Source organism: Sphingomonas tagetis (assembly GCF_024211275.1).
Taxonomy (GTDB): Bacteria; Pseudomonadota; Alphaproteobacteria; order Sphingomonadales; family Sphingomonadaceae; genus Sphingomonas; species Sphingomonas tagetis.
Genome location: NZ_JAMLDX010000005.1, coordinates 38,694 through 64,532, shown reverse-complemented (window position 1 = coordinate 64,532; position 25,839 = coordinate 38,694). Strand labels below are relative to the sequence as shown.

At 67.6% G+C, this 25,839-nt stretch carries 27 protein-coding genes; 1 reads left to right on the top strand and 26 read right to left on the bottom strand.

Translation table 11 applies throughout. The annotated features are described in order from the left end of the window. Positions 1-11: 11 nt before the first annotated feature. The 26 genes from M9978_RS08430 to M9978_RS08305 all read right to left on the bottom strand — a co-directional run bounded on the left by M9978_RS08430 (position 12) and on the right by M9978_RS08305 (position 25,088). The gene (locus M9978_RS08430) at positions 12-401 is read right to left on the bottom strand and encodes a hypothetical protein (RefSeq protein WP_254292583.1); all 390 of its coding nucleotides are present in this window, start codon (positions 399-401) and stop codon (positions 12-14) included. A gap of 69 nt (positions 402-470) precedes the next feature. Beyond that, positions 471-809, bottom strand: a complete 339-nt coding sequence (locus M9978_RS08425) for a putative periplasmic lipoprotein (protein WP_254292582.1) — start codon at positions 807-809, stop codon at positions 471-473. Positions 810-855: 46 nt separating this feature from the next. Further along, a complete protein-coding gene (locus tag M9978_RS08420; protein ID WP_254292581.1) occupies positions 856-1,077 on the bottom strand; it encodes a hypothetical protein in 222 nt (73 codons plus the stop codon). Further along, positions 1,070-1,417 (bottom strand): hypothetical protein, encoded by a 348-nt coding sequence (locus M9978_RS08415; RefSeq protein WP_254292580.1) that lies wholly within the window; start codon positions 1,415-1,417, stop codon positions 1,070-1,072. Before M9978_RS08415 ends, M9978_RS08420 begins: the two co-directional genes overlap by 8 nt. Further along, entirely contained in the window at positions 1,414-2,037 is a 624-nt protein-coding gene (locus M9978_RS08410) for a TIGR02594 family protein (protein WP_254292579.1), read from the bottom strand. The genes M9978_RS08415 and M9978_RS08410 overlap by 4 nt, the downstream gene beginning before the upstream one ends. A 14-nt stretch (positions 2,038-2,051) precedes the next feature. Then, positions 2,052-2,486, bottom strand: a complete 435-nt coding sequence (locus M9978_RS08405; protein WP_254292578.1) for a hypothetical protein — start codon at positions 2,484-2,486, stop codon at positions 2,052-2,054. Further along, positions 2,479-2,664: a hypothetical protein gene (locus tag M9978_RS08400; RefSeq protein WP_254292577.1), complete on the bottom strand. Its 186-nt coding sequence runs from the start codon at positions 2,662-2,664 to the stop codon at positions 2,479-2,481. The genes M9978_RS08405 and M9978_RS08400 overlap by 8 nt, the downstream gene beginning before the upstream one ends. Continuing rightward, entirely contained in the window at positions 2,655-4,745 is a 2,091-nt protein-coding gene (locus M9978_RS08395; RefSeq protein WP_254292576.1) for a hypothetical protein, read from the bottom strand. The genes M9978_RS08400 and M9978_RS08395 overlap by 10 nt, the downstream gene beginning before the upstream one ends. Positions 4,746-4,817: 72 nt before the next feature. Continuing rightward, on the bottom strand, positions 4,818-7,373 hold the full coding sequence (locus M9978_RS08390; protein WP_254292575.1) for a hypothetical protein: 2,556 nt from the start codon (positions 7,371-7,373) through the stop codon (positions 4,818-4,820). After that, positions 7,370-10,390, bottom strand: coding sequence for a hypothetical protein (locus M9978_RS08385; protein ID WP_254292574.1), 3,021 nt, complete (start codon positions 10,388-10,390; stop codon positions 7,370-7,372). The genes M9978_RS08390 and M9978_RS08385 overlap by 4 nt, the downstream gene beginning before the upstream one ends. Next, positions 10,390-12,267 carry a hypothetical protein gene (locus tag M9978_RS08380; RefSeq protein ID WP_254292573.1) on the bottom strand — a complete coding sequence of 626 codons (1,878 nt, stop codon included), beginning with the start codon at positions 12,265-12,267 and terminating at the stop codon, positions 10,390-10,392. Before M9978_RS08380 ends, M9978_RS08385 begins: the two co-directional genes overlap by 1 nt. Then, positions 12,267-12,854 (bottom strand): hypothetical protein, encoded by a 588-nt coding sequence (locus tag M9978_RS08375; protein WP_254292572.1) that lies wholly within the window; start codon positions 12,852-12,854, stop codon positions 12,267-12,269. Before M9978_RS08375 ends, M9978_RS08380 begins: the two co-directional genes overlap by 1 nt. Continuing rightward, positions 12,854-13,276 (bottom strand): hypothetical protein, encoded by a 423-nt coding sequence (locus M9978_RS08370; protein WP_254292571.1) that lies wholly within the window; start codon positions 13,274-13,276, stop codon positions 12,854-12,856. The genes M9978_RS08375 and M9978_RS08370 overlap by 1 nt, the downstream gene beginning before the upstream one ends. Continuing rightward, complete coding sequence (locus tag M9978_RS08365; RefSeq protein WP_254292570.1) at positions 13,273-15,456, bottom strand: phage tail protein; 2,184 nt, start codon at positions 15,454-15,456, stop codon at positions 13,273-13,275. Before M9978_RS08365 ends, M9978_RS08370 begins: the two co-directional genes overlap by 4 nt. After that, complete coding sequence (locus M9978_RS08360; RefSeq protein ID WP_254292569.1) at positions 15,456-16,088, bottom strand: phage connector family protein; 633 nt, start codon at positions 16,086-16,088, stop codon at positions 15,456-15,458. Before M9978_RS08360 ends, M9978_RS08365 begins: the two co-directional genes overlap by 1 nt. A 113-nt stretch (positions 16,089-16,201) precedes the next feature. Continuing rightward, the gene (locus tag M9978_RS08355) at positions 16,202-16,651 is read right to left on the bottom strand and encodes a hypothetical protein (protein ID WP_254292568.1); all 450 of its coding nucleotides are present in this window, start codon (positions 16,649-16,651) and stop codon (positions 16,202-16,204) included. 50 nt (positions 16,652-16,701) lie between these two features. After that, on the bottom strand, positions 16,702-17,670 hold the full coding sequence (locus M9978_RS08350; protein WP_254292567.1) for a phage capsid protein: 969 nt from the start codon (positions 17,668-17,670) through the stop codon (positions 16,702-16,704). A gap of 230 nt (positions 17,671-17,900) precedes the next feature. Beyond that, positions 17,901-18,782, bottom strand: coding sequence for a hypothetical protein (locus tag M9978_RS08345; protein WP_254292566.1), 882 nt, complete (start codon positions 18,780-18,782; stop codon positions 17,901-17,903). A 1-nt stretch (position 18,783) separates the two neighbouring features. After that, positions 18,784-19,116 (bottom strand): hypothetical protein, encoded by a 333-nt coding sequence (locus M9978_RS08340; protein ID WP_254292565.1) that lies wholly within the window; start codon positions 19,114-19,116, stop codon positions 18,784-18,786. Next, entirely contained in the window at positions 19,106-20,776 is a 1,671-nt protein-coding gene (locus M9978_RS08335; RefSeq protein ID WP_254292564.1) for a portal protein, read from the bottom strand. Before M9978_RS08335 ends, M9978_RS08340 begins: the two co-directional genes overlap by 11 nt. A 19-nt stretch (positions 20,777-20,795) precedes the next feature. Next, positions 20,796-21,200, bottom strand: coding sequence for an Acb2/Tad1 domain-containing protein (locus M9978_RS08330; protein ID WP_254292563.1), 405 nt, complete (start codon positions 21,198-21,200; stop codon positions 20,796-20,798). Between the two features lie 123 nt (positions 21,201-21,323). Continuing rightward, on the bottom strand, positions 21,324-22,286 hold the full coding sequence (locus M9978_RS08325) for a hypothetical protein (RefSeq protein WP_254292562.1): 963 nt from the start codon (positions 22,284-22,286) through the stop codon (positions 21,324-21,326). Between the two features lie 36 nt (positions 22,287-22,322). Then, positions 22,323-22,556 carry a hypothetical protein gene (locus M9978_RS08320; RefSeq protein ID WP_254292561.1) on the bottom strand — a complete coding sequence of 78 codons (234 nt, stop codon included), beginning with the start codon at positions 22,554-22,556 and terminating at the stop codon, positions 22,323-22,325. Next, positions 22,553-24,091 carry a terminase large subunit domain-containing protein gene (locus M9978_RS08315; protein WP_254292560.1) on the bottom strand — a complete coding sequence of 513 codons (1,539 nt, stop codon included), beginning with the start codon at positions 24,089-24,091 and terminating at the stop codon, positions 22,553-22,555. The genes M9978_RS08320 and M9978_RS08315 overlap by 4 nt, the downstream gene beginning before the upstream one ends. Further along, complete coding sequence (locus M9978_RS08310; RefSeq protein ID WP_254292559.1) at positions 24,088-24,354, bottom strand: hypothetical protein; 267 nt, start codon at positions 24,352-24,354, stop codon at positions 24,088-24,090. The genes M9978_RS08315 and M9978_RS08310 overlap by 4 nt, the downstream gene beginning before the upstream one ends. After that, positions 24,351-25,088, bottom strand: a complete 738-nt coding sequence (locus M9978_RS08305) for a hypothetical protein (protein ID WP_254292558.1) — start codon at positions 25,086-25,088, stop codon at positions 24,351-24,353. Before M9978_RS08305 ends, M9978_RS08310 begins: the two co-directional genes overlap by 4 nt. A gap of 400 nt (positions 25,089-25,488) precedes the next feature. Here M9978_RS08305 and M9978_RS08300 point away from each other — a divergent pair, with 400 nt between their 5' ends. Then, positions 25,489-25,767, top strand: a complete 279-nt coding sequence (locus M9978_RS08300) for a hypothetical protein (protein ID WP_254292557.1) — start codon at positions 25,489-25,491, stop codon at positions 25,765-25,767. Positions 25,768-25,839 lie beyond the last annotated feature (72 nt).

Genomic DNA, 25,839 nt, shown 5'->3' with positions numbered 1-25,839 from the left:
CAGCAGCCGCATCAGCTGAACTCGCCTGCAGCGATAACTGACACATTCGCGCCCGTGGTAACCTTCCACGCGCCGCCGGTGCTCTTAATGCCCAGCGCGACCGCGAAGGGGATCAGGCTGCCGACACTGTCCGCCCCGCCAGCGAACAGCGTGATTGCCGCGCCATCGCCGTCCTTGATGCTGACCGCACCCGGCGACGTGGTTGCTGGCACGATCGTCAGGGCAGCAAGCAGGTCGCCGCTCGCACCCGTTGCGCCCAGCACCTGGTTGGCCTGCGATGCTGCGACCGTCTCGTAATCGTCACCCGCGAGCAGCGGCTTGAAGTCCTCGCCTTCGCGGCCCGTGCCGATCGCCACCATTTGCGCATCCGTGGTGCGCTCATTGCCTACCTTCGCCGTCATGTTCACGTCCCCGCGCTGGCTGTTCATTGAAGAACCCGGCGCGCGATCGCCTCGCGCGCCGGGCATGCGTCACTGGTCGGGCGGCACGCCCACAAATCCGGCGATGCGTTCGGTTTCGCGGCGCGCGCGGTCGATCTCCGCGAGCCGGCTTGCGGAATCGCTGGCGGCGCGCGCCGCGGCGATCGCCGTCTCGACCACGCGGATGCCCGCACGCACATTGGCCTGCATCGTGTCGCCGACGAACGGCAGCAGCAGCTCGGCGAAACCCTTCACCGCCTCGAACCGTTGCGCCGCCTTCTCGATCTTCGCATCGATCGCCACCGGATCGACCGCCAGCTTTGGCGGTGGACCCGTGGTGCAGGCCGTCAACAGCGCGCCCACGCACGCCAGGACAAGCAATCGCCTCATCTCGTTTCTCCCCATCCGGCCGCGCCCCATGCGCGGACTCGAATCCTCAATCCGGCTCCAACTCTTCGACCCGTCCGCGCAGTTCGTCATATTGCCCCTGCAGCTCGGCAATCTCGGCCTGTGCCGTGTTGACGGTTTCGCCGAGCGTCTCGACTTGCTCGGCGGCGACCGCCGAAGCGCTGGCGCTCTGCACGATGGCGGTGCTGACGGCGGCCTGTTGCCGCTGCGCCGCGCGCCGGTCGGCGAGCGTGGCGGGACGCCTAGTCACGCTCGCCCCCGATCGCGCCCGCTGGCGCCGTTTCCTCGCCGCCGACCGCCGAGGCGTCGAACGCGCCGGCCTTCACCTTCCACGCCCGCCGGCCGAGCACGAAACCGAAGCTGGTCAGCACGATCGCGATCAGGCCGAGCGCGACGAGCCCGAAATAGCCTAGCCAGCGGATGCGTTCGGGGGCGACCTTCGCCGGCCACTGCATCCAGCCGATCGAATATAGCGCGGCGCCGGCCAGCAGTGTCACAGCGACACCGCCGCCCGCGAGGAACACCAGCGCCAGCAGCATCCGCCAGTCGCGCGGCGGCCAGTCACGCGGCAGCCAGCGGCGCGCGCTCACGCTTCGTCCTTCGAGATCACACCCTTGGGCATGCCGGGCAGCGGGATGTTGCGTTCGGGGATACCGGCGGGCCAGCGGATCGCGTCAACGTCCGCCTTCGCCACGTCCATGATGTTGACCATGTCCTTCTGGTTGGCCCCCAGCGCCTTGAAAAAGCGCTTGTCTGCCGTCTCGCCGACGATCTGAAACACATGGTTCCCGCCGGGCCGCTTCTTGACGCCGATCGCGCCCAGCTGGGCAGCGCAGGCCACGCCCCAATCCGTCCAGCTGGCGGCGCGAAAGCCCTGCTTTGGCGGCACGATGCCGGCCTGCTTCATCCAGGCCGCCATGGCCGTACCGCACCACGGCGTCTCGTCGTCGCTGAACGGGTATGAGACGAATGCCAGCATCTGCAGGATGCGCGGCGTGTGCGCCTTGCCGGGCGTTTCCTTGAGCCCGATGTCCTTGCGCGCCTCGACCAGCCATGGCGGGTCGCTCGGATGCGCGCTCGCACTGGTCGGCAGCGCCGTGCCGAAACCCACTTCGAGCGCTGCCATCACGTCGCGATACAGCGGCGCGGGAATTACCCCCTGCCGGTGCCGCCACTCCCGCATGAACGCCGCATGATTGAACGCGCCCATTCCCCGTCTCCCCGTCAGTCGATCTTGTTGAGCTTGTCGATCAGGTCCGCCATGTCGGGCGGCGCGTGCAGGTGGATCGGCCACAGCGGACCTAGCAGCGATGCGACCTGCCGCAGCTCCGGCGCGTTAGGATCCTCGCGCGCCACCTTCGCGACCAGAATATCGATCACGCGGCGATAGCGTTCGAGTTCTTCGCCCTGCTGCTCTTGCTTCTTCTCAAGGGCTTCGAGCCTGCCTTCCAGCGCCGTCACCTTGGCCGCCTCTTGCGCATCCAGCTTAGCTTCCCGTGCATCGAGTTCGGCAGCGCGCTGCTTGGCGCGCGCGTCGCGATCGGCATCGCGCTTGTCGGTCCGATTCGTTAGGAACTCGGCCAGCCATTTGAGGCCGGCCCAGCTGGCGGCAAATGCGCCGCCGCCGATCGCCATGTCGCTGCCGCTCACGTCAGCCATCTTCCGGCTGCCCGGCCTTGCGGTAATCGAAACCACCGGACGCGTTTTCGACGCGCTCGTAGGTGTCGCCAGCGAGTGTCAACGTTGCGGACGGTGCGCCATCGGTCAGAGGAACGCGGATCGTCGCCCCACCAGCGGCGCCGTCGACGACCTTGCAGTCTATAAAGTTCATGTCCACGACCCCGCCTTGACCGTTGTGACCCAGCCGCCGCCGGCCGAGCGCTCGATCGTCACGCTGTCCCCGACGCTGCCGGATGAAACGAGCGTCGTTCCTGCGTTGATGGTTTCGGACGCGTTGGCGTCGAGCGTGATCGCGGCGGCGAGGACGGCGGTGAAGCTGAGCTTGAAGCCGATCGGGACAGTCGCGACGGCGGGCAGCGTAAATGTGATGGCACCACCCCCGCCGACGAACGCATTGGTGAAGCGCTTGTCCTGATCGTATTTCGTGATCGCGGTCGGCGTCGCGGTGGCGTCGATGACGTTCTCAACGCCATGCGACCGGCTGATCGACGGAAAGGCGCCCGACGTCACGCTGCGCGAATGCTCGATCTCGAACCGCTTCCGGAAATGATCAGCGAGCGCGTAGGGCACGGTCTTGCCGCTGTCGAAATCATCCTTGTAGACGTTCGTCAGCGCATCGTTCGTCAGCAGCGGATCGAACAGGATGTCAGGGCGCTTTGCCGAACCCGAGGTATTGCGCACAAAATTAGTCGTGCTCGACCCGCCCGCCCCAAGCGCGTGCTTGCAGTTGCGGAAGGTCAAGGTGCCCGGCGCACTGACACCGCTGGCGTAATTCAAGGTGATGATGTCACCGTTGGACCGGTTCTGCTCGAAGCGGCTGTTTTCGAACAGGAAGTCGATGCCTGCTAAGTCATCAGGGAAATCGATATCCACGAAACTGTATGCGCCGTTGTCGATGTTCGCATCGCGCACCGTGATCTGGCCGACGCTGCCGTTGAGGCGGAACCGCAGGACGCTCCGTCCGCAGACCGCGTTGACGCCATCGAACCCGGTCGGGATGTAGGGGTACGCCGTCAACGCATTGATGATCATGTTGACGGGCGACGCCGACGAACCTGCGGTCGCGACGGAAACGATATCGAGCAGCGCATGCTGACCATGCACATCGTCGATCTTGAACCCCGGCGTGATGTCGCCCTCGACATAAAGGCAGTGGACGGCCTTGCTGTTGGCGAACAGCACCACGTCCTTGATCCCGCCCCAGGCGTGGTCGGAACCGCCCCAGGTGATCATCGCGCCCGACGCATCGTCCTGCGTCTCGGGATCAAGGGTGGCGCCCACCCAGGAGATGATCGGCTTTCCGGGGCCGAACCCCATGATGCCGCTGCCCTTGTTCGCGCCGAATGCGAGCTGCTGGCTGATCCGATAGGTATCAGCTGTCGGCAGCAGGATCGTGTTGCGCGACCCGAGCGCTTCCATGTCCTCGGCCAGCTCTTGCAGATGCTCCCAGGCATCGTCCGTATCGTGATCGAAGTTCGCGGGCAGCGCTTGCTGCTTGGCGTTGACGACGCCGCCTTCAATCCATTTGCGCAACGCAAGCGCGGGTGCATGCTCAAACCGCGTGTCTCGGCTCGTGATCGACTCGTCGGTCTGCTGCACCCACGCGCCGACGCTCAACGCCATGCTGTCGGCCTTGATTACGAGAGGCAGCGTCTCGGCATATGGCGCGTTCGCCGTCTCGAAATAATAATCGCCGGACGGGTAGGCCGGATCGAGCAGCGCCTGCTTGCGGTTCGTGACCGGCGCGGCGCGAAACGCCGCCAGCGTCAGAAAGGTCGGCCCAGCCGGCCCAGCCGCGCCGGGACCGCTTGGCGTCAGCGCCCACCCGCCATCGCCATCCGGGGTCGGGAACAACCCTCCGCCCGCGCCGCCATAGGGTGCGAGCGGCGCGCGCAACAAGTCAGCCGCGGCCTCCTGCGCGGCCATCGCCTGCAGGTCGAGCTGCGCTTCCAGCGAGGTGCGCGACAGGCTCTGCCCGGTGATCGCATAACCCTGCTCGATCGGCGTGGCGCGGCGATAGCGCACCGTCTCGCCATCGGCGGCGAACCCTGCCAGCGGCACGATCTGCTGCGAAGGATACGTTCCGTTTACTTCAAAATCGGCATTCAGCGTTCGCGCGTGGTCATCGACGGTGACGATCAAGTCGGATGGTTGGCGCAGCGGCCATTCGATCGTTCGTGCGGTCAAGCTGCCGTCAGAGACGTAAGCCTTCGGCTCGTAGGCAACTTCAACCGCCATGCCCGTCCCCCGTTGTCACGGTCAGGGCGCTTGGACCGGGGGGAAACCGCGCGCCTAAAAACAACTATGCGTTTACATTTGCGGTTCTTCGCCGTCAATCGGCTCGCCGTCCGGCGATGCACCCAGCAGATCGGGCGCACGCACCGGCCCGCGCACACCGGGCGGCATCCAATAAGCGGTGCCATCCTCTCGCGCGCGCTTTTCGAGGCGCCCATAGCTGTCGGCATAGCTTTCATGCTGCAGCTCGCCGAGCTGGTCGAGCGCGATCCGCTCCCATGCCGCGCGCGTGTACCACAATGAGCCGATCACTGGCGTTTCGCGCTTGAGGAAGCGCGCCACGTCATGCACGCGGACATCGTTGCCCTCGGCGTCCTTGGCCTTGCGCCCCCAGGCGAGGTCCGCGACATTCTGGATCGTCCCGAAACCCGGCCCGGCGGTCAGGTCGCCGACATCCTGCCCATATTGGTTGGTCGAGGCGTTGACGACATCGCCGAACACGCCCAGCCCGCCGCCCTTGAGCATCGCCTTCCACCAGAAATCCGTGCGCAGCCCGCCCTCGTCGTCGAGCAGCGCGATCGGATCGCGGCCCTTGACCAGCTCCGCGCCCTGCACCGCCAGCGCGCCCATCAGCGTCGTAGCGGCAAGGAAGCCGACGCCATATTTCGCCATGCGCCAGCCGCTCGGTTGGTCAAGCATGCGCATGCCGTGCATCACCATCACCGTCACCGGGAACATCTTGAACTGGAATCCGGTGCGGACCAGTTCGCCCATGATCGTGCCGCGCTTGTAGCCGCCGACGATCGCGCGCTGCCGCAGCCCGCCGGTCGGCACTGCGAAATCGATCTCGGTCAGCATCGCTTCCATCACGCGCGTGCCGACGCCCTTGTCGGCCACCATCGCCGGCCAGATCGCGTCATAGCCGCCCGCCTTGTTCGGCGCGGTCGCGCGCAGCGTGTCCCACTCGCGCGACCCCATGCCATAGCGCTCGAAGAAGCCCCGGAACGCCTCGGGCAGATCATTGAACGCGGTGTCGGCGCGCTCGGCAAAGGTTGCGGCGAACTCCTTGCCCATCGCCTCGCGGCCTGCCTGCGTCCAGGCATTGAGGCCCGAGATGCGCAGCGTGCCGTCCGCCAGCCGCCGAGTGCTCTCGTTCGCCAGCTGCGCCCCGTGCCGAATCCGCCCGCGCACGCCCTCGCTGCTGGTCGAAAGCCGCCCGCCGGTCAGCTCGTCGAGCATCACCCGGCCTGCCCCGGCCGCGCGCCCCGTGAACTCGTCGCCGATGATGCCCATACGCCGCGCCGTCACCCGCGCCTTGGGATCGATCAGGCTCAGCTGCCCCGCCATGTCGGTCAGCTGCGTCAGCGCCGCCAGCCCGTTCATGCGGCGCGTCAGCGTCGCGGTGCCGGCGTCCGACATCGACGCGATCACCGCGCTGCCCAGCTTCGTCGCCGCCTGCCAGTTGCGCAGCGCGGACCCCAGATGCGCCAACGTCTCGCTGCCCACCTGATCGGCATCGCCGCTGATCACGCCATACAGCCGGTCGATCATGTCGGCGGACTTCTTGGCGCGGCGCCGGTCCGCATTGGTGCCGCGCGTCATCGCGTCCTTGGTCGCGACATCCTTCATCCACCGCACCGTCGCGGCCGGGTTCGGCCCCAGCACCTCCATCAAGGCGATGTCGCGGCTCATCCCGCGCACATGCCCCATCATCGCATCCCACGGGCTGGCCTGGCCGAACTTGTCGTTATAGCCGATCCACGTCTCGGCATCCTTGAAATGCAGCACGCGATGCTCGGCGCGCCGGTTCGCCAGCATCTTCGCGCCCGCGCGCCCCGGCTGCCGTCCGACCCAGCCCTCACTGACGATGTTCTCGTAAACGTCGCGCAGCAGCACATCGAGCTGCTGATCGGTTAGCGGCAGCGCCGTGCGCTCGTCGAGCATCTTGGCGCGGTCGAGCATCGGTCGAACCTCGCCGATCCACGCCTCGGGCGTCACACTGCCCACCCGCTGCGCGTCATGGCTCTGCGGCAGCCCCCAATCCTCGCGCTTGCCGATCGATCCGCCGGCGGCGTTGAAGCGCTGGCGCAGGCCATCGGCCGTCTCGCGCCACGCGCCCGCGATCTCGCGCGCATTCAGGTTGCCGGTGTCGCCGCCGAACAGCTCGCGCACCACGTCCAGCAGGTCGCTCTTGTGCCGGACATTGCCCAGCAGGTCCGCGCGATGCCGTTCCAGCAGCCCATAGAGCTGCCCCAGCGCCAGCTTTCGGATCGCTTCTTCGCGATACTCGACATTGGCGTAGCTGGCGCGCCCGTCATAGGCGAGAAACGCTTCCATCGCCTTGCCGCTGATCACGCCCTGCGGGTCCGCGCCGCGATAGCCGGTGCGCGCTTCCGCCAGCATCGCCATCTGGCGCTTGAGCTGCAGCAGCTTCTCGCGCCGCCCCTGTTTCAGCCCCTTTTCCCACGCTGCCAGCGCCTGCTGCGTCGCCAGCGCCTCCGCCGCCTCGCGCCCCATCCGCCCGTCATATTGCCGCAGCAGATCGTCGTAGAGCGCGCGCACTTCGCCCGCATGTTTCTCCCCGATCTTGCCGCGCGCAATCAGGTCGGGGACGCAGACGCCCAGGCTCATTTGAGGCAATCCTTGATGATGTTGAGCGCCGCATCGTCGGCATCGATGTCGGCAAGCAGGTCGGCGGGATTGATCACGTCGCCTTCGTCGTCGAGGCGAAAGCCGAACTGATCGACCGCATCGAACAGCGGCGCGCCGATCGTGCTTTCCTGATCGACCTTCGCCTGCATCGGCGACGCCGCCTTCAGCTCGGCCTGCTGCTTGAGCTTCGCGGCGACATTGGGATCGGCGCGCACGTCATGCGCGACGCTCTCGATTTGCGCATCAGCACCGCTGCCGTGCGGATCGTCGAACTCGGCTAGCCGTGCTTGCCCGAGTTGAGCAGCTGCCGCCCCATCGTCGCCACCCGCGCGTTGCGCGCCCGCGTCTCCGGCGTCAGCCGCGAATCCGCCGCCGCCTTCTCCGCGATCAGCACCTTCGCTTCGAGATTGGGGATCGAGGTCGCCATACATTGCCTCATAGTCGATTTCGTCGGATTCCGCCAGCGCGTCCCAGCGGGCAGCTTCCATTTCCTGATTGACGTGCAGCGCGATCGCGCTGGCCGGATCGATGTCGGTCCCGCGCCGCAGCCGTGTGATCGCCGCCACCGCGTCGTCATCCAGCGCCACGCCCAGCTCGTCGGCGGCGTCCGCGATCCCGGCTTCATAGAACTCGCGTTCGCCCGGCTGCCACCCGTCCTTGTCCATGAACGGCGCGGGAAGCTCGGGTTCGTCGCCGATCGGATAGAACTTCTTGCCGCGCTGAACGGCATCTTCCAGCACGTCAATCAGCTCGGCCTCGCTCGGCCGCTGGCGAAAATAGCCTTCGCTCCACAGCTGCTCGGCGGCTTCGTCCAGCCCCATGCCGCTATCGCGCAGCAGCGGACCCGCGCCGGGCACGAACCTGTCCATGTCGCGCCCGCCGACGCGCTTGCCGTTGACGATCTGTGCCTTGCCCAGCCCGTGACCCGCGAAGCCGCCTGCGCCGCCGCCGCGCGCCCCGCTCGGATGCAGCCCGCCGCGCCGCGCCAGCCATTTGAGGATGTCCAGCGGCCCTTCGGCCGGCGGGCGCATGAAATGCCCCGTCTTGCGGTTCTGGCGTAGCTCGCCCTGGCCGACGAGGTGCAGCAACGCGGTGCGCGCCTGATCCTTGGTGACGCCCAGCTCGGCGGCAATGTCGTCGATCTTCGCGAGCGAGCGCGAACGGTCCCTGACGATGCCGCGCAGCGGCGGGATCGTCGCCAGCACTTCGACCGGCACGCCTTGCACGGGCGCGACAGCGGGTCCGTCTAAGACGGGCAGATCGATATCGTCCCCCGGCACCGCCGCTTCGTCGGCCACCTCGTCGAGGATGTCGCGAATCTGGGGCGCGGTCCCGGCTTCGTCGTCGAGCCGCGCCAGATCGGCTTCCGCCGCCTCCAGCTCCTCCTGCACCCGGTCGCGGATCGAGGGCGCGCCGCTCGCCACATCGGCGTGCGCTCCGCCCATCTTGCGATGCGCCCACTGCACCACGTCGCCCGCCGTCATCCTGGCGAGGAACGGGTTGGCGCGGATCACGCCCGCCCCCAGCACGCTCGCCGCGCTCGCATTTGGATCGGCCCCCAACAGCTTGCGCGCACCCGCCTCGCCCGCGAAATGCGCCAGATACAGGTTGCCCGCATCGGCGGCATGACCGGCGCGCTGCAACGCCCGCGCGTTCAGCCCGATCAGATCGTCGATCAGCAGCTCGTTGATCTTGGGATCGGTGCGCTTCGCCGCGATCGCATCGTCGCCCTCGCTCGCGCCGAAGCGTTGCTTGTAGAGCGTCAGCCACGTCGAGCGGATGAACTGATACGGCCCCAGCGCGCTGCTGTTCGGGTTCTTCGCGACATTGCTGCCGCCACTCTCGACCGTGCGGATGCGCGATTTCAGCACCGTCCCGCCCTCGACGCCCACCGTGCCCGTGCCGATCGCCGTTCCGCCGCGCAGCCGCGGCACCGGGCTTCCACTCGGCAGCGCTGGCTTGACCGGCGGCGCATCCGGCATCGCCGACAGGATCCGACGCATCGCCTCGCCCAGCCCCTCTCGGTGCGCCGCCACCCCCGCGCCATCGGGAATGAACGGGTTGCCGCGCTCGATCTCCGCCTCGCGCGTCAGCACGTCGATCGCGGCCTTTTCGTCGACGGTCAGGTTGTCGCGCCCGATCACCAGCTCGGCCAGGCCGGGCAGCTCGTCGTCGGGCAGTTTCGCCGCGCTGCCCCACTTGGCGCGCACCGTTTCGGGCAGCCGGTCCCACAGCGCCGCGATCGCGCGCTCGCGGCCCGACGCCAGCGCGTCGCCCGCCTTGGGCACACCCAGCTCGACCGCCTTGCCCACGCCTGACAGCACGCCCGCACCGGCAATGCCCATAGCGCTTTCCGCCAGCAACGTGCCCGTGCTGGTGTCCTCGCCCCGCGCCGCCTTGTCGAGCGCGCGCGGCACCGCGCTGACCGCCTCGACACGGCTCTGCAGCACCACGTTGCGCACGATCGTCTCGGCGATCGCCTTGCCGCCCGCACCGATGCCCATCGTCGCGACATTCTCGGGTTCCGCCGCGCCGCCCCACAATCCGCCGACGATCGACTGCGCCGTGGTCGCGCGCTCGGCGGTGTCGAGCACATCGCGATAGTCCGGGTCGATCGGCGCGGCGATCGCCGCGCGGAACTTCACCGGATCGACCTCGATCGCGCCATAGACCTTGGGGTTCGACGTGCGGCGCTTCGCCGCTTCGCCCAGCACCGCATCGACCGACCACGTGCCGCGCAGCCGGTCCTGAAACCCTTCGGCCCAATTCTGGCGGCGCAGGCTCGCCGGATCGACGCCCTCTGCGATCAGCCGCTGCGCGACATCGGCAATCGCATCCTGTTCGGCTTCGTCGATCCGGGCATTGCGCATCGCCCGTGCATCGGGCGCGCGCGCCGACGCATAGACACCTTCGAAAAACCCCGGTGCGGGTGGCGGCGGCGGTTCGGCACCGGGGCGGTTGCGCGGCAGCCGCCGGGCTTGCGTAGGCAGGCCCATCAGCGCGCGCCCGGCACGAGCATGAAGCGATAGGATTCGCGCGTGCCCTTGCGCTTCAGTTCCTGCCCGGCGGCGTTGATGAACACATAATAGGCCGGCTCGCCGGGGCCGCCGCCCGCGTCGAGCACCGGCGTGAAATTCGCCATCACGTCGCGCTTGTCCACCGCGCGCGTGCCGTCATAGGTCGCATTGGCGAACGGGTTGCGCGCGATCATCGCCTCGACATCGCGTGCGCTGCCCCAATCGGGCAGCCAGACGTGCCGGTTGCCGACCAGCCCGATGCCGCCGCGCCACACGCCGTCATCGCCCTTGCGCGCGCCCATCGCCTTGTTGACGGCATGCGCATACAGCCGGGCATCCCACCCGCTCTGCCCGCCATCCTTCTGCAGCTTGGCATAGATCGCGTTGGCGACGCCGCGATAGGATTCGACCGCGCTTTCCGGCATCTGCCCCGCCGTCACGCCCAGATGTGCGCGGAATGCCGCCTTGGTCGGGTCGGTCAGCCCGCCATTCTTGCCCTTGGTCTTGATCAGGTCGGGATTGGCCTTGAGGTCGTAATAGCCTTCCAGCGCCGCCTGCCGCGTCGCGCCATCGAGCAGCCCGATATAGCCGAGCCCCGGCCGCACTTCCTCGGCCACCGCGAACCGCTCGTCGCGGCTACGCCCGCGCAGCTCGCCCAGCACCGTCAGATCGCCCTGCGCGGTCTTGTTCGCCATCGGCTTGAGCAGCGCGGCATCGTCCGCGCGGCGCTTGCCCTGCAGCGCGGTCAGCCGCTGATGCCGGATGCTCTCGTCGCTGGTCAGCTCGCGCTGCTGCGCGGTGCGGTTGAGCGACATCAGCTCGGCCCGCGTCCTGCTGCCATCGGGGTCCGCCGCCGGGCCGAACGCCTTGTTGATGCTCTGCGTCGCCAGCTTGCCCTGGAACGCGATGATGCGATCCTCGGGCACCTTCGCCGCGCGCGCCGCCGCGATCGCCGCCTCGGCATCCTTCTGCGCCACCGTGCCGCCGATCTCGATCGTCTGCGACAGCGCCGCCATCGCTTCGCCGGCCTTCTCTTCCGCCGCCGCCGCCGCCGCCCGCGCCTGCACCGCCTGCGCGCGCTCGACCGCCCCGGCACGGTCGTTCACAGTGTCCGCATAGTCCTTGCCCAGCACGGTGATGAAGCTGGCATCGGCCCCGAACGCGCGCATCGCCGCCACGTCCCCGGCATTCTCCGCCCCGTCGATGACCGAGCTGCGCACCGCCTTTTCGTAGGCGTCGAGCGCCAGCGCGCGGCGGTTGGGATCGAGCCGCTTGGTGTCCAGAAATTCGACGAATGTCTTGCGCCGTTCCTCGATCGCGGCGGCATCCTTGTACCCGCCCATCGCCGCCACCGCGTGCGAATTGGCCAGCTGCGTCAGCGCCTGCGCGTCCAGCCCCGCTTTCTGCCCGCCAAGCCATGCATCGTCGTCGCGCGCAAAGGTCGCGCCCATCCGGGCCAGCGGCGCGGTGAAATGCTGGCGCACCTCGGGATCGGCGGGCAGCGCGGCCAGAAATTCCGCCGACCACTCGCCCCACGCCTTGTCGGCCTCGCCGCGATAGCCCGTCAGGTCGCCGGTTTTGCGCAGATCGTCGCGCCGCCGCTCGAACGCGACGCGGCCTTCCTCCATCGCCACGATGCCCTGGCTGACCTGCGTCGATCGCCGGTCGGCCTGTTCGCGCAACGCGATCTCATGCGCGATCTGCGCTTCGCGAGCATCGACTTGCCGGTCGCGCGCATTAGCGTTGGCCAGCGCCTGCGGGATCGTCGCCGCGGCTTCGGCGATCGACGGCCCGCGCTCGGGCAGCGGAATCGAACCCAGGCGCGGCCCCTGCGCCAGCTGCGGGGTCAGCGCCATCAGCGAATCCCCACGCTCTGGCTGCGGCGCGCCGGCCCGCCCCATTTTCCGGTCTCGCTGTCGCTCCACGTGAAGGGCCCGGTCTGGCGCGGCACCGGGATCGATCCGCTCGGCGCCAGCGCACTGGCCCGGCCTCGCGCTTCCGCCGCCTCCAGCCGCGACGCCGATCGCTCGGCGCGCACGCCCTCGATCGCGCTCGCGCCGGCGCGCAGCACCCCGCCGAACAGCGCCGCATCGCCCGCGCGTCGCTTGCCCTGCGCCTGTTGCCGCAACCCCTGCGCGCGCATCCCGGCCTCGGCCCGGATCGACATCGCCTGATACTGGTATTCCACCGCCTGCTGGAACAGCATGTCGCCGATCGATCCGGTCAGGCTCGCCCCGCCCGCCGCCGCCGCGGTGATGTCCTCGCCCTGCTGCATCCGTGCCGCGCGCAGCGCATCCACCGCGTCATACGCGCCCTGCGTCTCGGTCACGCGCGCATTCTCGTCGAGCGCCCGCGCTTCGCCGCGCAGCTGCCCGCGTTCCTCGATCCCGCCGATCAGCTGCATCGCCGCCTGCGCCGCGATCAAAGGTGCCCCGGCCGCCATCACTCTTCCCCTTTTGCGATACGCGCCCACACCAGCAGATCGCCGCCATCCGGCAGCGCCTTGCGCTTCACGCCTTCCAGCTCGAACCCCAGCAGCTCGGCCCAGCGCGCCGCCTCGGCGAAATCCGCGTGCGTCAGCATCTCCACCCGGTTCCACCCCGCGCCGTCGAGCAGCCGCCGGATCGTGCGCGAGATCGGCACGAGCGCGTTGCGCTTGCCGAGCGCCAGCATCGCCCACGCGATGCGATAGGACGGCCCCGCCAGCAGGAAGCCGAGACAGGCGAGGATGCGCCCGTCGCCGTCGCGCACCGTCCAGCCCGGCCCGTTCTCATAGATCGCGCCTGCCATCCGATCCGCCGCCTGCATCGGCTGCAGGTCGATCGCATCGGCGTCGGCGGCGGCGAACTCGCTGATAACGATCATGCCTGGGCGCTCTCATAGAACGGCATCACGATCGCCAGCGTCGAGGGGCGCGGATAGATGCGTCGCACCTTGATCGCCATGTCGCCGTCATAGTCGCCCGCCGGCTCGATCCGCTGCCGCCCCGAGAACAGCGGCATCGACACGTCGAACGCGCGTTCCTGCCGCAACAGGTTGATGCGATCGATGCTGCCCTGGCACTCGACCTCCAGTTCGTCGCTGTTGAGCACGTGCAGGTCGATCCGGTGCGCGCGCTTTTGCTTGCCCAGCGCCGGGCCATTGTCGCTCCCGCCGACCGGCGGCACGAACTCGAGCTCGTTGGGCACCGTCAGCCCGACGATCACATCCTCGGCCTCGAACGGCATCATATACTCGCCATCGCCATCCAGAACCGCATTCAGCAGCGGGCGGCCATCGGCGCAGATATCGACCGTGCGCCCCGCCAGATGCGGTGCGCTCACCAGAGCGCTCGCCGCCCCCGTCCGCCGCACAGCCGCGTCGGTCATCACCTGTTCGCCGCTGTCGCGCACGCGCCGCACGCGCGGCATCCGCAGCACCCACACTTCCTCGTCCGCTTCCGCCGACATCCACAGCTGCGCATGCTTGCCGGTCGGATCGGTGTTCGTGCTGATGCTGCTGGCCAACATGCCCCCGCCCAGCGTGCGCGGCGCCCAGCCGATGAACTGTTCGTCGGGCTCATAGCCCATCACCGCCAGCGTGCCGTTCTCGCAGCGGAACCACAGATGCCGCTGCGGCAGCTTGAGCCACGCCATCTCGACCAGCTCGTAATCGCCCTCGCCGATATGCTCGGCGAATCGCGTCAGGTCGGGCGACTCCGCCCGCAACAGCCGATTGCTGTCATAGGCCAGCTGGATCGCCTTCTCGCACGACGCATCGATATGGATCGCGCGCCCGCCGATCTTCACCGGCCGCGCCGCGCGCGAACCATTGTCGGCGGGCACGCTGCGGTCGAGATTGCCCGGCCCCGCGCCCTGCCCGGCGCTCGCCGCGAAGATCACATGCTCGGCCTTGTCCGTGCCGGCGACCAGTTGCAGATCGTCGAGCACCCACATGATCGTCTCGCCGCTCGGCAGCGGATAGCGGAACGCCTGATCGCGGCTGATATCGCCCAGCTCGTTGCGCGGCGCGAAATCGTCGAGCGCACCGGCCACGCTGCCATAGGCGACATGATCCTTGCACAGGATCAGCCGTTCCTGCCACACGCCGACGACGCCGGGATGCCCGCGCCGGTCGCTGAACGCGCCGAAGCTCCACCGCCAGCTGGCGGCGGTCGAGGGCAGCGTCTGCAGCACCGTCGCCTCCATTTCGGTGGCGCTGACATAGCCGGTGAACTCGACCAGCCCGAACATGCTGTGCACGAACGTCCAGGCCGCGCCATACGGCCCCTTGCTGTTCACGTCCGTGCCGCCCATCCCGTCATATTCGGTGCCCTCGACATGGATCGGGGCCACCGTGCCCGTGCGCGTCGCGCCGCCGGTATTTTCATAGACGTTGCCGTTGCTCTGGCAGAACGCGCCGCCCGCGGTGGACATGCCCGCTTCCCACGCCGGGATCGTCCCGAACGCCGGGCTTTCGATTTCCATGATCCCGCCGACATCGCCCGCCGCGAACAGCGCCGAGCTGGCGGTGACCGTCACCGTGCCCGTGGTCGCGCTCGCGCTGACCGTCACCGCGCGATCGGCATTGCGCAGGTCGAGCGGCCCGTTTTGCAGCGCATAGGGCTCGCACACGAATTCGTCCGCGCCGATGCGCTTGATCACATGCAGCGGCACCTCGCGATGCGCGCAATACAGCACGTCCAGCGACTGGTGATAGTAAAGCTCACGCGCCTGCGCGAGCGTCCATGGCGTCACGATCTCGACCGGATCGTCGCCGTCCATGATCTGCGCGTCATTGGTGTAGAAGCGCGCGTAGAGATGGCCCAGCTCGATCTGATAGCCCTGCGTCCGCTGGAACTCGAACGGGATCAGCCGGCACGGCCCCTTCGCCTTGGCGACGAAGATCGTGCCGGGGCACGCCTCCGCCACCCCCGACAGCAGCGGCAGCCAGCCCGACATCGACTTGACCGCGATCGACCGCACGCTCTGGTCGATGCGCGACAGGATCCGCGGCGACTGCTCGCCGCCGTTGAAACTCGACTGCGCGGGCGTGACGAACGCCATCAGCGCCGCACCCCGAGCGACCGATAGCGCGCACCGGCCCAGCCGCTGTTATGATGCGACGGGCGCGGGCGGTTCGGTGTCGCGCGGCCATCGACGCGATAGGCTTCGTCGAGCTTCTCGGCGCGCTCATGGGTCAGCCGGTCACGCAGGCCGACCAGCTGCGTCTTGCCGTGGCAGAACTCGACCGCCAGCGTATAGGCCATCACATCGACGAACAGCGGCGACCATTTCGCCGGCACGTCCACGTCGAGCGCGCCGCGCACCACCAGCGGCCCCGCGCTGTCGCACAGCAGGAAGCCGCCTTCCTCGACCGCCTCGAAATAATATTCGCTGTCCCGGCTCCACGGAAACCAGCACACCCATTCCAGCGGCAGCTTGTACGAATAGGCCGGGCCGACCTCGCTGACCGCGGCATCTTCGCGGTCGATCTTCTTGCGCGTCAGCGCGAAGTTCCACGGATGCAGCGCGAGCGCCGCGCGCCGCGCGATGCCCCACAGGATGTTGAGGCTCTCGGTGTCGGCGTCGGTCGAATCGTCGGTATTGCTCACCCGCTTGGACGATCCCAGCAACAGCAGCGTCTTGTTCATCACGACGCGCTTGCCCGGCAGGCTTGGTGCTGGCGTATCGGCCACAGGCGGCACTCCCCCAAAATGGAAGCGCCGCCCGCCGTTTCTCGATCCCCCCGGAAAGAGGCGTGGCGGGCGGCGCTAGGCGCGGGGCAACAGGTAAACCCCGCGCCGTTCGGTCAGCCGCGTGCCGAGGTCCGCACCTCGACCGTGACGAGGCCGGCACCGGGCAGGTCCGCCGTGGTGTGCGTCATCCAGATCTTCGTATCGGCCGTGAGCGGCTCGCCCTGCTGCGCGACGAGCAGATATTCCTTCTCGACTTCCGCAGTCGTGCCATAGGCGGCGGCCACGCCGAACTTGTCGTCGTCGCTGCCATCGCCGAACTTGAGCTGCGAAGTGGTGAGCGATACCGACGAGCGGACCTTGATCGAGAGCAGGCGGTGGCCCACCGGAACCTCGCCGACGAGATTGCGGTTGGTGGCCACCTTCTGGACGTTCGCCTTCGACAGGTCGAACTTCTCGTAAAACGACGCGACCCGCCCGCCATTGACGGCGCCGGGGATCTTGACGGGGACCGGCAGCGTGCCATCGCTCGCACCGGTGCGGTTGTTGCCGTAACCATCAGCCATCTTGCTACCTTCTTAGGTTGCCGGCGGGGCCGCTGCCCCGCCGGTAGGGGTCAGTCCGCACACTCGACGATGAACGCCAGATCCTCGTTGTTCCGCGAGTAAGCGAGCTTCGTGTAGGCGGTGAACTGCCAGGCATGGTTCATGTCCGGCCGCTGGTCGCGGTGCGTCTCGATGCCCTGCCACTGGCGGCCCGACATGCCCTTGGGAATCCACACCGGGCAGCGGCGATGACCACTGCCGTTGAGGCCCAGCGCCGCCGACTTCGGGAACGCGCGGGCATTGGTGAATTCCATCGGCACGAAGTGGATGCCCAGGAAGTCGGTCGGCTCGCCGTCCTGCAGCGCCTGCTTGGCGCCTTCCGACATCGGCTTGCGGGTCTGGCTGTCCGGGTTGTAATCGCGGCTGATATACTGGTCGATTTCGAGCAGGTCCTCGATCTCTTCCGCCGTGATGCCCATGTGCAGCTTGTTGCTCGGATCCCTGGGATCGATCAGCAGCTGCCGTGCCTTCTTGCGCAGCGCGCGCAGCTTCTTGAGCGTGAGCCCCTTATACTGCGTCGCCGTCTCGCCATAGTCCGCGGCGAACACGTTGGCCGACTTGAACGGCACTGCCGTGGTGCCGGTCTTGCCGGTATAGGCGTTGCCGTGGAAGCCGAGCAGGAAGCGATCCTTGCGCGCGATCTTAATCCCCCGCGCAACGCCGATCGCCAGCGGACTTGCCAGCGGAATCTGCGTCGCCATCTGATCGTCGGGATCGAGATACGTGCCGGTGCGCAGCCGGTTCGGCATGTGGATATAGCGCCGCTCGACTTCGGACTCGGGCAGGTCGGTCTTGCCCAGCCGGTCCTCGACTTCGTCATAGGGCAGGTCGCTGAACCGGTCGGTGATCTGGACCTTTTCGTCCGTCATGCCGCCCTTGAAATCGCACATACCCTCGAACTCGACGCCGAGTTCGTTCAGCTGAAAATCGACTGCCTTCTCGAAAGCAGTCGTCGCCATCGTGTCTTGCCATTCAGGCATCGAAACCTCCGCTCAAAAATCAACGATATGTTGCTTTTCGAGCGGGAAGGCGGGCCAATTGGCCGGGTCCGCTCTCGCGGGAACGCCCCGCGTCGTCGGCCGCATCTTTTAGCGGCGTAGCACTCGGGTCCGCGTCGGCGGCGCGGGAAGTCGGAGCGGCATTCTCGGGGGAAAATGGGGCCGATCCCCCCGAACCGGCCCCGTGAAAAAGCTACGGAACGTTTACTTTGTCAAGAGGTTTTGCGCGCGCGTCCCTGCGCGATCAGGTTCTGCAGCCGCTCGGATTCGGCGAATTCGGGCGTGCCCTTGATCTGCGCCTGCTTGCGCCAGTTGGCATCCTTCACCGCCACGTCCCACCGCGACGACGCGGCTTCGGGCGTCATCGCCTGCCCGCCGCCGCTCGCGCCGCCCGCGCCTTCCACCGGCCCCGGATCGCCGACGCGTGCCGCCATGTCGAACATCCACTTGAGCAGGTTGCTGCTGCCGATCTTGGTGTCGAGGTGCGCCATATCCTCGGCCGCGAGCTCGACGCCGCTTTTTTCGAGCATTTGCCGAACCGCCTGCAGGCTGGTGTCAAACTTGTCCGCGCCCATCGTATTGCGCAGCTGGTCTACGTCGGCCTGGCTCGCTTCCTCGGCGGCTCTCAGGTCGTCAGCATCCTGCTCGTTGTTGAAGTCCACGATGGCTTTCGCCCACTGCGGCGGCATGCCTATGCCGAACGCGAAGTCGCGGAACGCATCCGCCTTTTTGGTCGGAAAGCCATCCGGCACGCTGATCTCATAGTCCGCCGCCGTAGCGGGCCGCACGATTTCGCCGAACTTCTTCAAGCCCTCGTCGGTCTTGTAACCGTCGATCCGCTCCGAAGCGGTACGCTTCGTCTCGATATAGCCTTGCGCCAGCGCGCCGATATCGGCGAAGTTGGCGAGGCTCGCATCGCCGCGGATCGTCTCGGGCAAGTCATCGCGCCAGCTGGGCGCGGCACCGCCGCTGGCCTGACCGCCAGTGCCTTCGCCGCCACCCGCACCGGCGATCGCCGCCGCGCCTGCGCCACCGGCGCCCGCGCCGCCATCCCCGCCCGCAGCGCCCCCGGCGCCGCCCGTCACATCGTTCATGTTACCTGTCTCCCACTCTGCGTTGCAGCTCTTCGAGCCGTTGCGTGTCGAGCTTGACCATCCCGGCCAGCAGGCGAACGCAGTCCTGCATCCCCTTCTGGTAGTCAGATCGCCGCGCGTCCGGCTCGAACCCGATCTTGTTGAGCTCGGCCGCCTTGGCCAGCTTCGCGAAGATGCGCTCGGCAGCGGGCGTCAGCTCGCCATCCTCGCCGCAAAAACACTCGCGCGCGTCCCGGCTTGTGCTGACCAGCTTGGCGATCTCCTGCTTGATCGACCATTTCTGACCCTCGCTGTTCTGACCCAACAGCTTCGCGATCGGCGCGTCATGCGGCATCGAGCGCGCCCGACAATTCGCCCGCGACGCGCGTCACCGGCTCGAGCGATTCGCCCAGCTGCTGGATCTGCTGCAGCTGCTGCTGCTGCTCGCGTGCCGCCGCTGCGGCGCGCTTCTCGGCGGCGGTCGCGCGCCAGCTTGCCGGGATGCCCTCGATCTTGCCGATGCCCAGCACCGCCTTGGCGATCGGATATTCTTCGAGGAACGCGTCGAGCGCGGTGCGGTCATACTGCGCAACAGCCACAACCTTGTCGAGCGCGCGGAAATAGCCGCCTGCCTGCGCCGCTTTCAGCGCGCGGTTGAGCGGGTTGTCATATTCGGTGCCGAACAGCCCGCCGGCCTCGATCACTTCGCCGGGCATGTCGTCGAACTCGCCCATCATGTCCATGATGTCGATTTCGCGGTCCAGCATCGGCGTGAACCACTCGGTTTCCTGCCGGCCCATCGGCGACAGCAGCACGCCCTTTTCCTGCAACCGCTCGTAGATCTGGCTGTCGGTCACATGGCTCTTCATGTCCTGATTGACCATCAGCAGGTGGCGGAAGCATGCGCGGTCGATGACGCGATGGATGATCTCCATCACCGCCAGCGCGCCCTGCATTTCGCCGACCTCGAACAGCGGCTTTACCAGCTGATTGCCGCGCCGATCGACCGCGCCATAGGTGATCTCGGCCGCGATATAGTTGATCAGCATGTCGGTCGCGTCATCGGGCGCGCCCAGCGGCGGACGCAGCCCCAGCTCGGCGGCGGCCATCACGTCGATCATCACCGCCTGCGCAGCCTTGATCGCTGGCAACACGTCCGTGCCCGGCCCGCGCCCGTAATCTTCCGTCGGCGACTGCCGGAACCGCGAATAGATCAGCGGCGGCGAGCGATAGCCGCCTTCCTCGACGAAGCTGCGGTCCTCGATCGACAGGAACCCGTTGACCCACACCTTGCCGCGCCAGTCCAGCCGGTTGCTGTCGATCGCGGTGTTCGGCTTGAGCACGCGCAGAAACTCGAACGGCTTGCTGCGCTGCTGATCGTCATTGGCCAGCGCCGCCTTGAGCACCAGCGGCGCGCGCTCCAGCGCGGCGCGTCCGAACCGCTCCAGCGCCTGCGGCCCGGTCAGCGTGAACTTGACATGGCGCCGCGACGGCAGCCCCTGCCAGTCCGTTTCGATATACACGCGTCCGATATGCTCGCTGCGATAGCGCAGGCCGACGATCGCCTTCGACACCGGATCGCGGCGCGGCTCGACCTCCATGGCCTGGTTGCCGAACGCCATCAGCGAATAGACGGACTCGTTGCTCTGCTGATCATAGCCGCTCAAGGCGCTCGCGCGCAGCTTGTGCAGCCGATGCGAAATCCGCTCATACCACGCCGCGACATGCTGATAGCGCAGCAGCTCGTCGTCGGGCGGCGTCAGCAGCTGCCAGATTTGGCCCTTGGGCTTCACCCAGCCCTCGAACACGCTCACCCCGTCATCGACCGCCTGCTGCGCATGCTCGTCGAAAATCTGGTTGCTGCGGTTCTCGCCCTGCTGGCGCTGCCCGCCAATCGGAAAATCGGCCTGTCGGGGAAGGCAAAGCTCCGCCGCCTCCTGCCATTGCTGGTCGAAATTGGAGCGTCCCAGCTCCATTCGGCCCTGCGCTGCAAGTGCTTCCTTGGCGTCGAACATATGCCTTCCCCCGTGACAATTACTTGGCGTGCGTGCCCTCGACGCCGCGACGCATGCGCTCCAAGGTGCGCTGCTGCAGCCAATGCTGCGCTTCCTCGATCTTGGTCAGCGCGAGCGCGTTTTCGCGGCACGCATATGGCCCGGCCTGAAACGAGCGCAGCCGGTCCGCTACGATCGCCAGCAGGGCTTCCTGCGTCACGCCATTGACGCCGACTTCGTTGATCGGCCCGTTCTGGAAAAGCACGGTCGCATGCTGGGCCGGCGCACCGTGGCGCTCGACAAACGGACATGACGGGTTGGTCGAAGTGTCGAAGCCCTCGATCATGTACAGGTGCTGCGCGCCACCCGCACCGGGTTCGTCGCGCGCCGTGATCACAAGCTGATCATTGGCCGGGTTGACGATATGGTCTGTCAGCTTTCGCATGTTACCTGCTTCCTGTTGTGTCGCCGCAGAACCGCGCGGCACGGATGCTTCTGGGGGAGGGCCGCTGTCCCCCGCCCTCCCCCTGGCGCGCGGCGAAAGGCCTAACTCCGCACACCATTTCGATCAGATCGGGCGGAACAGCAGGCTCTCGGCCCCCAGCTGCGCGACCGCGCCGCCGCCCACGGTCAGCGGCGACTGCATCGGGCACCGCAGCACGCGATGGCCCTCGCCGCATTCCAGCACCAGCAGCGCCGCTTCGATGCGGAACGGCTCCGGCATGCCCTGCCCGATGTCGATCGCCGCCGCCTTGAGCAGCAGCCCGTTGCTGCCCTCCACGGGGCGCAGCTCGCTCGCCGCCACGTCGCGCGCGAAATCGATCGACAGCACCGTGCCATCGTCGAGCAGCAGGCTGCCGCGCGCGACCGTCGCCAGATCGACCGCGACGCGGTACAGCGCCAACTCGGTTTCATCCTCGGGCAAGGTGGTCAGCGCCGTGCGGCGGTCGCGCGCCTCGGCCTTGCGGCCCGCGCGTTCCTCGGCGACCTTTTCAGCTTCCCGCTCGCGCTCGCGCGCCGCGCGCCGGTCGGCACGCTGCTGCCGATCCTGCGCCGCCTGCGCTTCCTCGACCCGCCGCGCCGCCGCCTTCTCCGGCGTATCCGGCATCGCCGCCGCGACCAGCTCGGGCAGTTGCTTGTCGAGATATTCGCTGATCGGCACGACGAGCTGCCCGGCGAAATCATCGGTCGCGAGCCGCGCCGTGATCAGATTGCCGACGCCCGCGACGAAATCTTCGTGCGCCAGCAGGTTCGGCAGAACCTCCACCGCAATGGCATCGGTGGACAGCGCCTTGGCGATCGTTTCGGGATCGCTGCCGATCGCGTCAGTGAACATCTTGAGCTGCGCTTCGAGCCGCGCCACCGGTTCGTCGAGGATCTCGCGCAGACCGTCGCGCACAAGTCCGATGAACATCGAATCCGCTAGCACAGCCGCCGCCAGTTCGCGCAGATCGACGGCTACGGGCGGCGGTAGCGCCTCGCCAGACTTCCCGTCGCCCGCCGTTGCCGCCACCTTCGTTGTTCCACCCATTCAAACCTCCATCATCAAAGGGGCACAGCCCCCGGTTCAGCTGCCCAGCGTGCCCTTGCTGCCAGTCGTGCTTTCGGCGCCGCCCGCGCCAAGGATCAGGTTCGCCGCCACCCCGCGCCGCTTCGACACGCGGTCGCGCGCGTCCGCCGCCTCACGCGCCTCGTTGCGGCGCGGCGCGAGCACCGGCGCGGGCTGTTCGGGCGTCTTTTTCTTGCCGGACAACAGCCCGCCGACCACGCCACCCACCAACCAAGGAACCACAGCCGTCATCGTCCCGCCCCCGCATAGCCACCATGCTTCACCTTGCCGCGCGCCTGCTGCGCACGGGCACGTCCCGTCAGATCGTTGAGGATGTCGGCCACCGTCTCGCAGCCCAGCGAGCCGTATTGAACGGCGTCCATCGGGTGGCTGAAATCATTCTTGATCGGCTTCTCGCGGAACCGGCCCGAGCCATTCGACAGCTTGATCCGCTCATAGACATAGCCGCTGGTGAAGCCGCGAATGACCGTGTGGCAGTTGGGGCTGACGATCAGGCCCGGCCGCCCGCCGGGCGCATTGGTCAGCCGCCCGCGCACGCTTTCAAGCCGCGGCTCGATCCGGTTGCCATCGCGCCCGCCGGGGCGGAACTTCGCGCCCTTGAACAGCTTGCGGAAGAAGCGCAGCCAGTCCTCTTCCTCGTCGTCCTGGCCGAAGTCGATCGCCGGATCGTAGAACATCGTGCCTAGCTGCGCGGTCGGATAGTGCTGCGCGAAATGCTCCCAGCACAGCTCGGCGAACGCCTTTGGCCCGAGACGCTGCAGCTCGTCGCTCTTGCCGGGGTTCCAGATCACGATCTCGTCGAGCAGCCGCATCTGGTTTTCGATGAACTGGAACGGGATCAGCGCGGGGGTGCGTCCGCCATCGAGGCAGCTTTGCAGCGGATAGCGGGGGTCGAGCCGAATCCGCTCCTTCGCGACATGGATATCGGGGTTGAACTCGGGGAACACCGGCTGCCCGTCGGACACGGCCCCAAACTTGTTGTGCACGAACCGGCGCAGATGGTTCGGCTTGCTGGCGAACGCCATCGCCAGACCCTCGTAATAGCCCGGCGGCAGATTGTGGATATTCTCTGCGTCGGGTTCGAGGCCGCCGGGTTGCTCGTGGAAGCCGATGCCGAAGCGCGGCCCCAGCACACCGCGCAGATGCTCGCGCTGCTCGTCGCTCAACCCGTCATTTTCGAGGACGAGAAAATCATAGGTCCAGTTGTCGATGTCGGGCGCGTTGAAATCGCAGATCACCCCGCGCCACTGGCACCCTCCATTCTTCGCGGACGGAAAGCGGCCCGTGCGCGGCCAGCCGAACAGGAACACGTTCATGTCGAGCGTGTCGGTTTCGTTGAGCCACAGCCCGGTCAGCTCAAGCCCTTTGAGCACGTCCTCGGCCTTGCGGTCGCCCATCGCGCGAAAGATGACCTCGATCGACACGCGCGCTGCCTTGCCATCGGGCAGCATCACATCGAACTCTTCGAAAAACTCGTTGCGGTTGCCGTTCCAGTTGGCCTTGGTCTGCGGGAACCACGTGAACCAGCTCTTGAGCACGTTCGTCTCAAGCTGGGCATAGGTGTCGCGCACCACGCACCAGCGCACCCGCCGCACCCCATCGGGGCCGGGATTCTGCATCAGCGCCGACGCCACGATCTTGCGGATGCAGCTCGTCGTCTTGGCCGAGCCATACGGCCCCATGATCCCGGTGATGAAGCGCCAGTCGTTGACGAACCCCTCCGCGCGCGGCCCGACGAACCCCATCAGCGAGGCTTCGCCGCTCACGACTGTTCACCTTTTGCGGAACAGCGCAGCTTTTCCGCATGCAGCATCAGCGCATGCGCCCGCGCGTCCAGCGTATCGGCGGCGAGGTTCAGCGTGGCGGCATCGAGCCCCCGCTCTGCATCGAACTTCTGCCGCAGGTTGCGCTTCGTGATGCCGATCCCGTTCGCGAGATAGTCGAGGCCGACCATCTCCGCCGCTCGACGCAGGCCCATCATCTGCGCCGCGCGAACGCCCATGCTGTTCACTTTTTGAGGAACGGTCATTCGCCGTCCTGCGCATCGTCGGCGCGCTCGACGAACGCGCCGCTGTCACTGTCGAACCGCATGTCGAGGATCTGCGCGGCAGTGACTTCGCCACTGTTCATCGCCTCGACCGTGCGGCGCATGACGGCATCGACCGGATCGGCGACGGCGGCCTGCGGCGCGGGCATGAAGATGACGTTACGCGTGTGCTGCACCGCCACGTCCACCGGCTTTTTCTTGTGGACGTAGGGCGAGACTTCCTTGGCTGCGGTGACCTGGAGCGCCAGCGCTTTCATCGCAATGTCGCCGGGCTTGGATTTCATCGACGACGCGGCGCGCTCGACCCGATCGGCGACCTGCACCAGCACCTGCATCTGGTCCTTGCCCCATTGCTCGCGACCGGCGAGCTTGAGCATGTCGGTCAGCGCATCGCACATCTCGATCAGGCGATCTTCGCGCTGCGGCGCGCCTTCCGCGATCAGCAGCTGCTCGCACAGGATGTCGAGCGGCGTGGAATAGACGCGAGCTAGGAAAAGCTGCGGATCGCCGCCCTCCTGGCAGATCAGCTTGGCGAGATCGGTATTCTCACGGTTGCGCGCGCCCTTGGGCCGTCCGCGTCCGCGCTGCTCGATCCGCATGCGCCGGAAGGTGTCGGTGGGCAGCCGGCCTTCCAGATCGCGCATCATGTCCAGTTGCTCGGCACTGGCGCCGCCCATCACGCGTTCGCCACAGGCGTCTGCGAAGGCTTCGGTCATTGCGCCGGGTTCAGTTGACACGATTCCGCCCCCCGCCTAGCGTCACAGGCTTCCGCAGTCCCCCCGGCACGCAGAGGCGCTTTGCACCCCGACCCGTTCGCACGAGTGACCCCCTCGGCTTCGCGCCAAGGGGATTAGTCGCGCGCGATCCGCCCGGACCCCCGACCCCGATTGGGCAGGTGGACGTTCGCGACCCACCCACCGGGTCAGGCCGACAAGGAAGGCAAGCCGCGAAGCGGTCGGCGAGGATCGCCTGATCCGGCCGCACGCCTGCGCGACGGGGGAGGTGCCGGGCGCGCGGGCCGGCGAGGGGGTCGCACCCCCCGGCCTCGCGCCCGCCCAGCGCCGCGACCACCCCCCGCCTCGCGCCGCGCTGGGCGTCAGTCCGAAAACTGGCAATTTGTGGACTGCCATCGAAAACCGACGCCAGATCAAGCGCTTGCATCGACCATGCGACATCAAGCCGTGCGACATGCGCCGCGCGCCGAGCAAGGAACGGCGGAAATCCGCCATTCGCGCGGATCGCATCGGCCAGGCCGATCGCGCCCGGCTGGACGGCCTCGCCGACCAGCTCGCCGCGCGCGCGCCGCGAAAAATCCGGGGAGATCGCGCCCGCACACGCGACCAACACCCGTCGGCGACACGGATCGAGCGCGGGCGCGGGATATCCGCCCCCTAGAATATTCGAACCGGCGAGACGCCCCTTCCCCATAGCGCCGGAAAGCTACGCACAGTTTACTTTGAGCGCAAG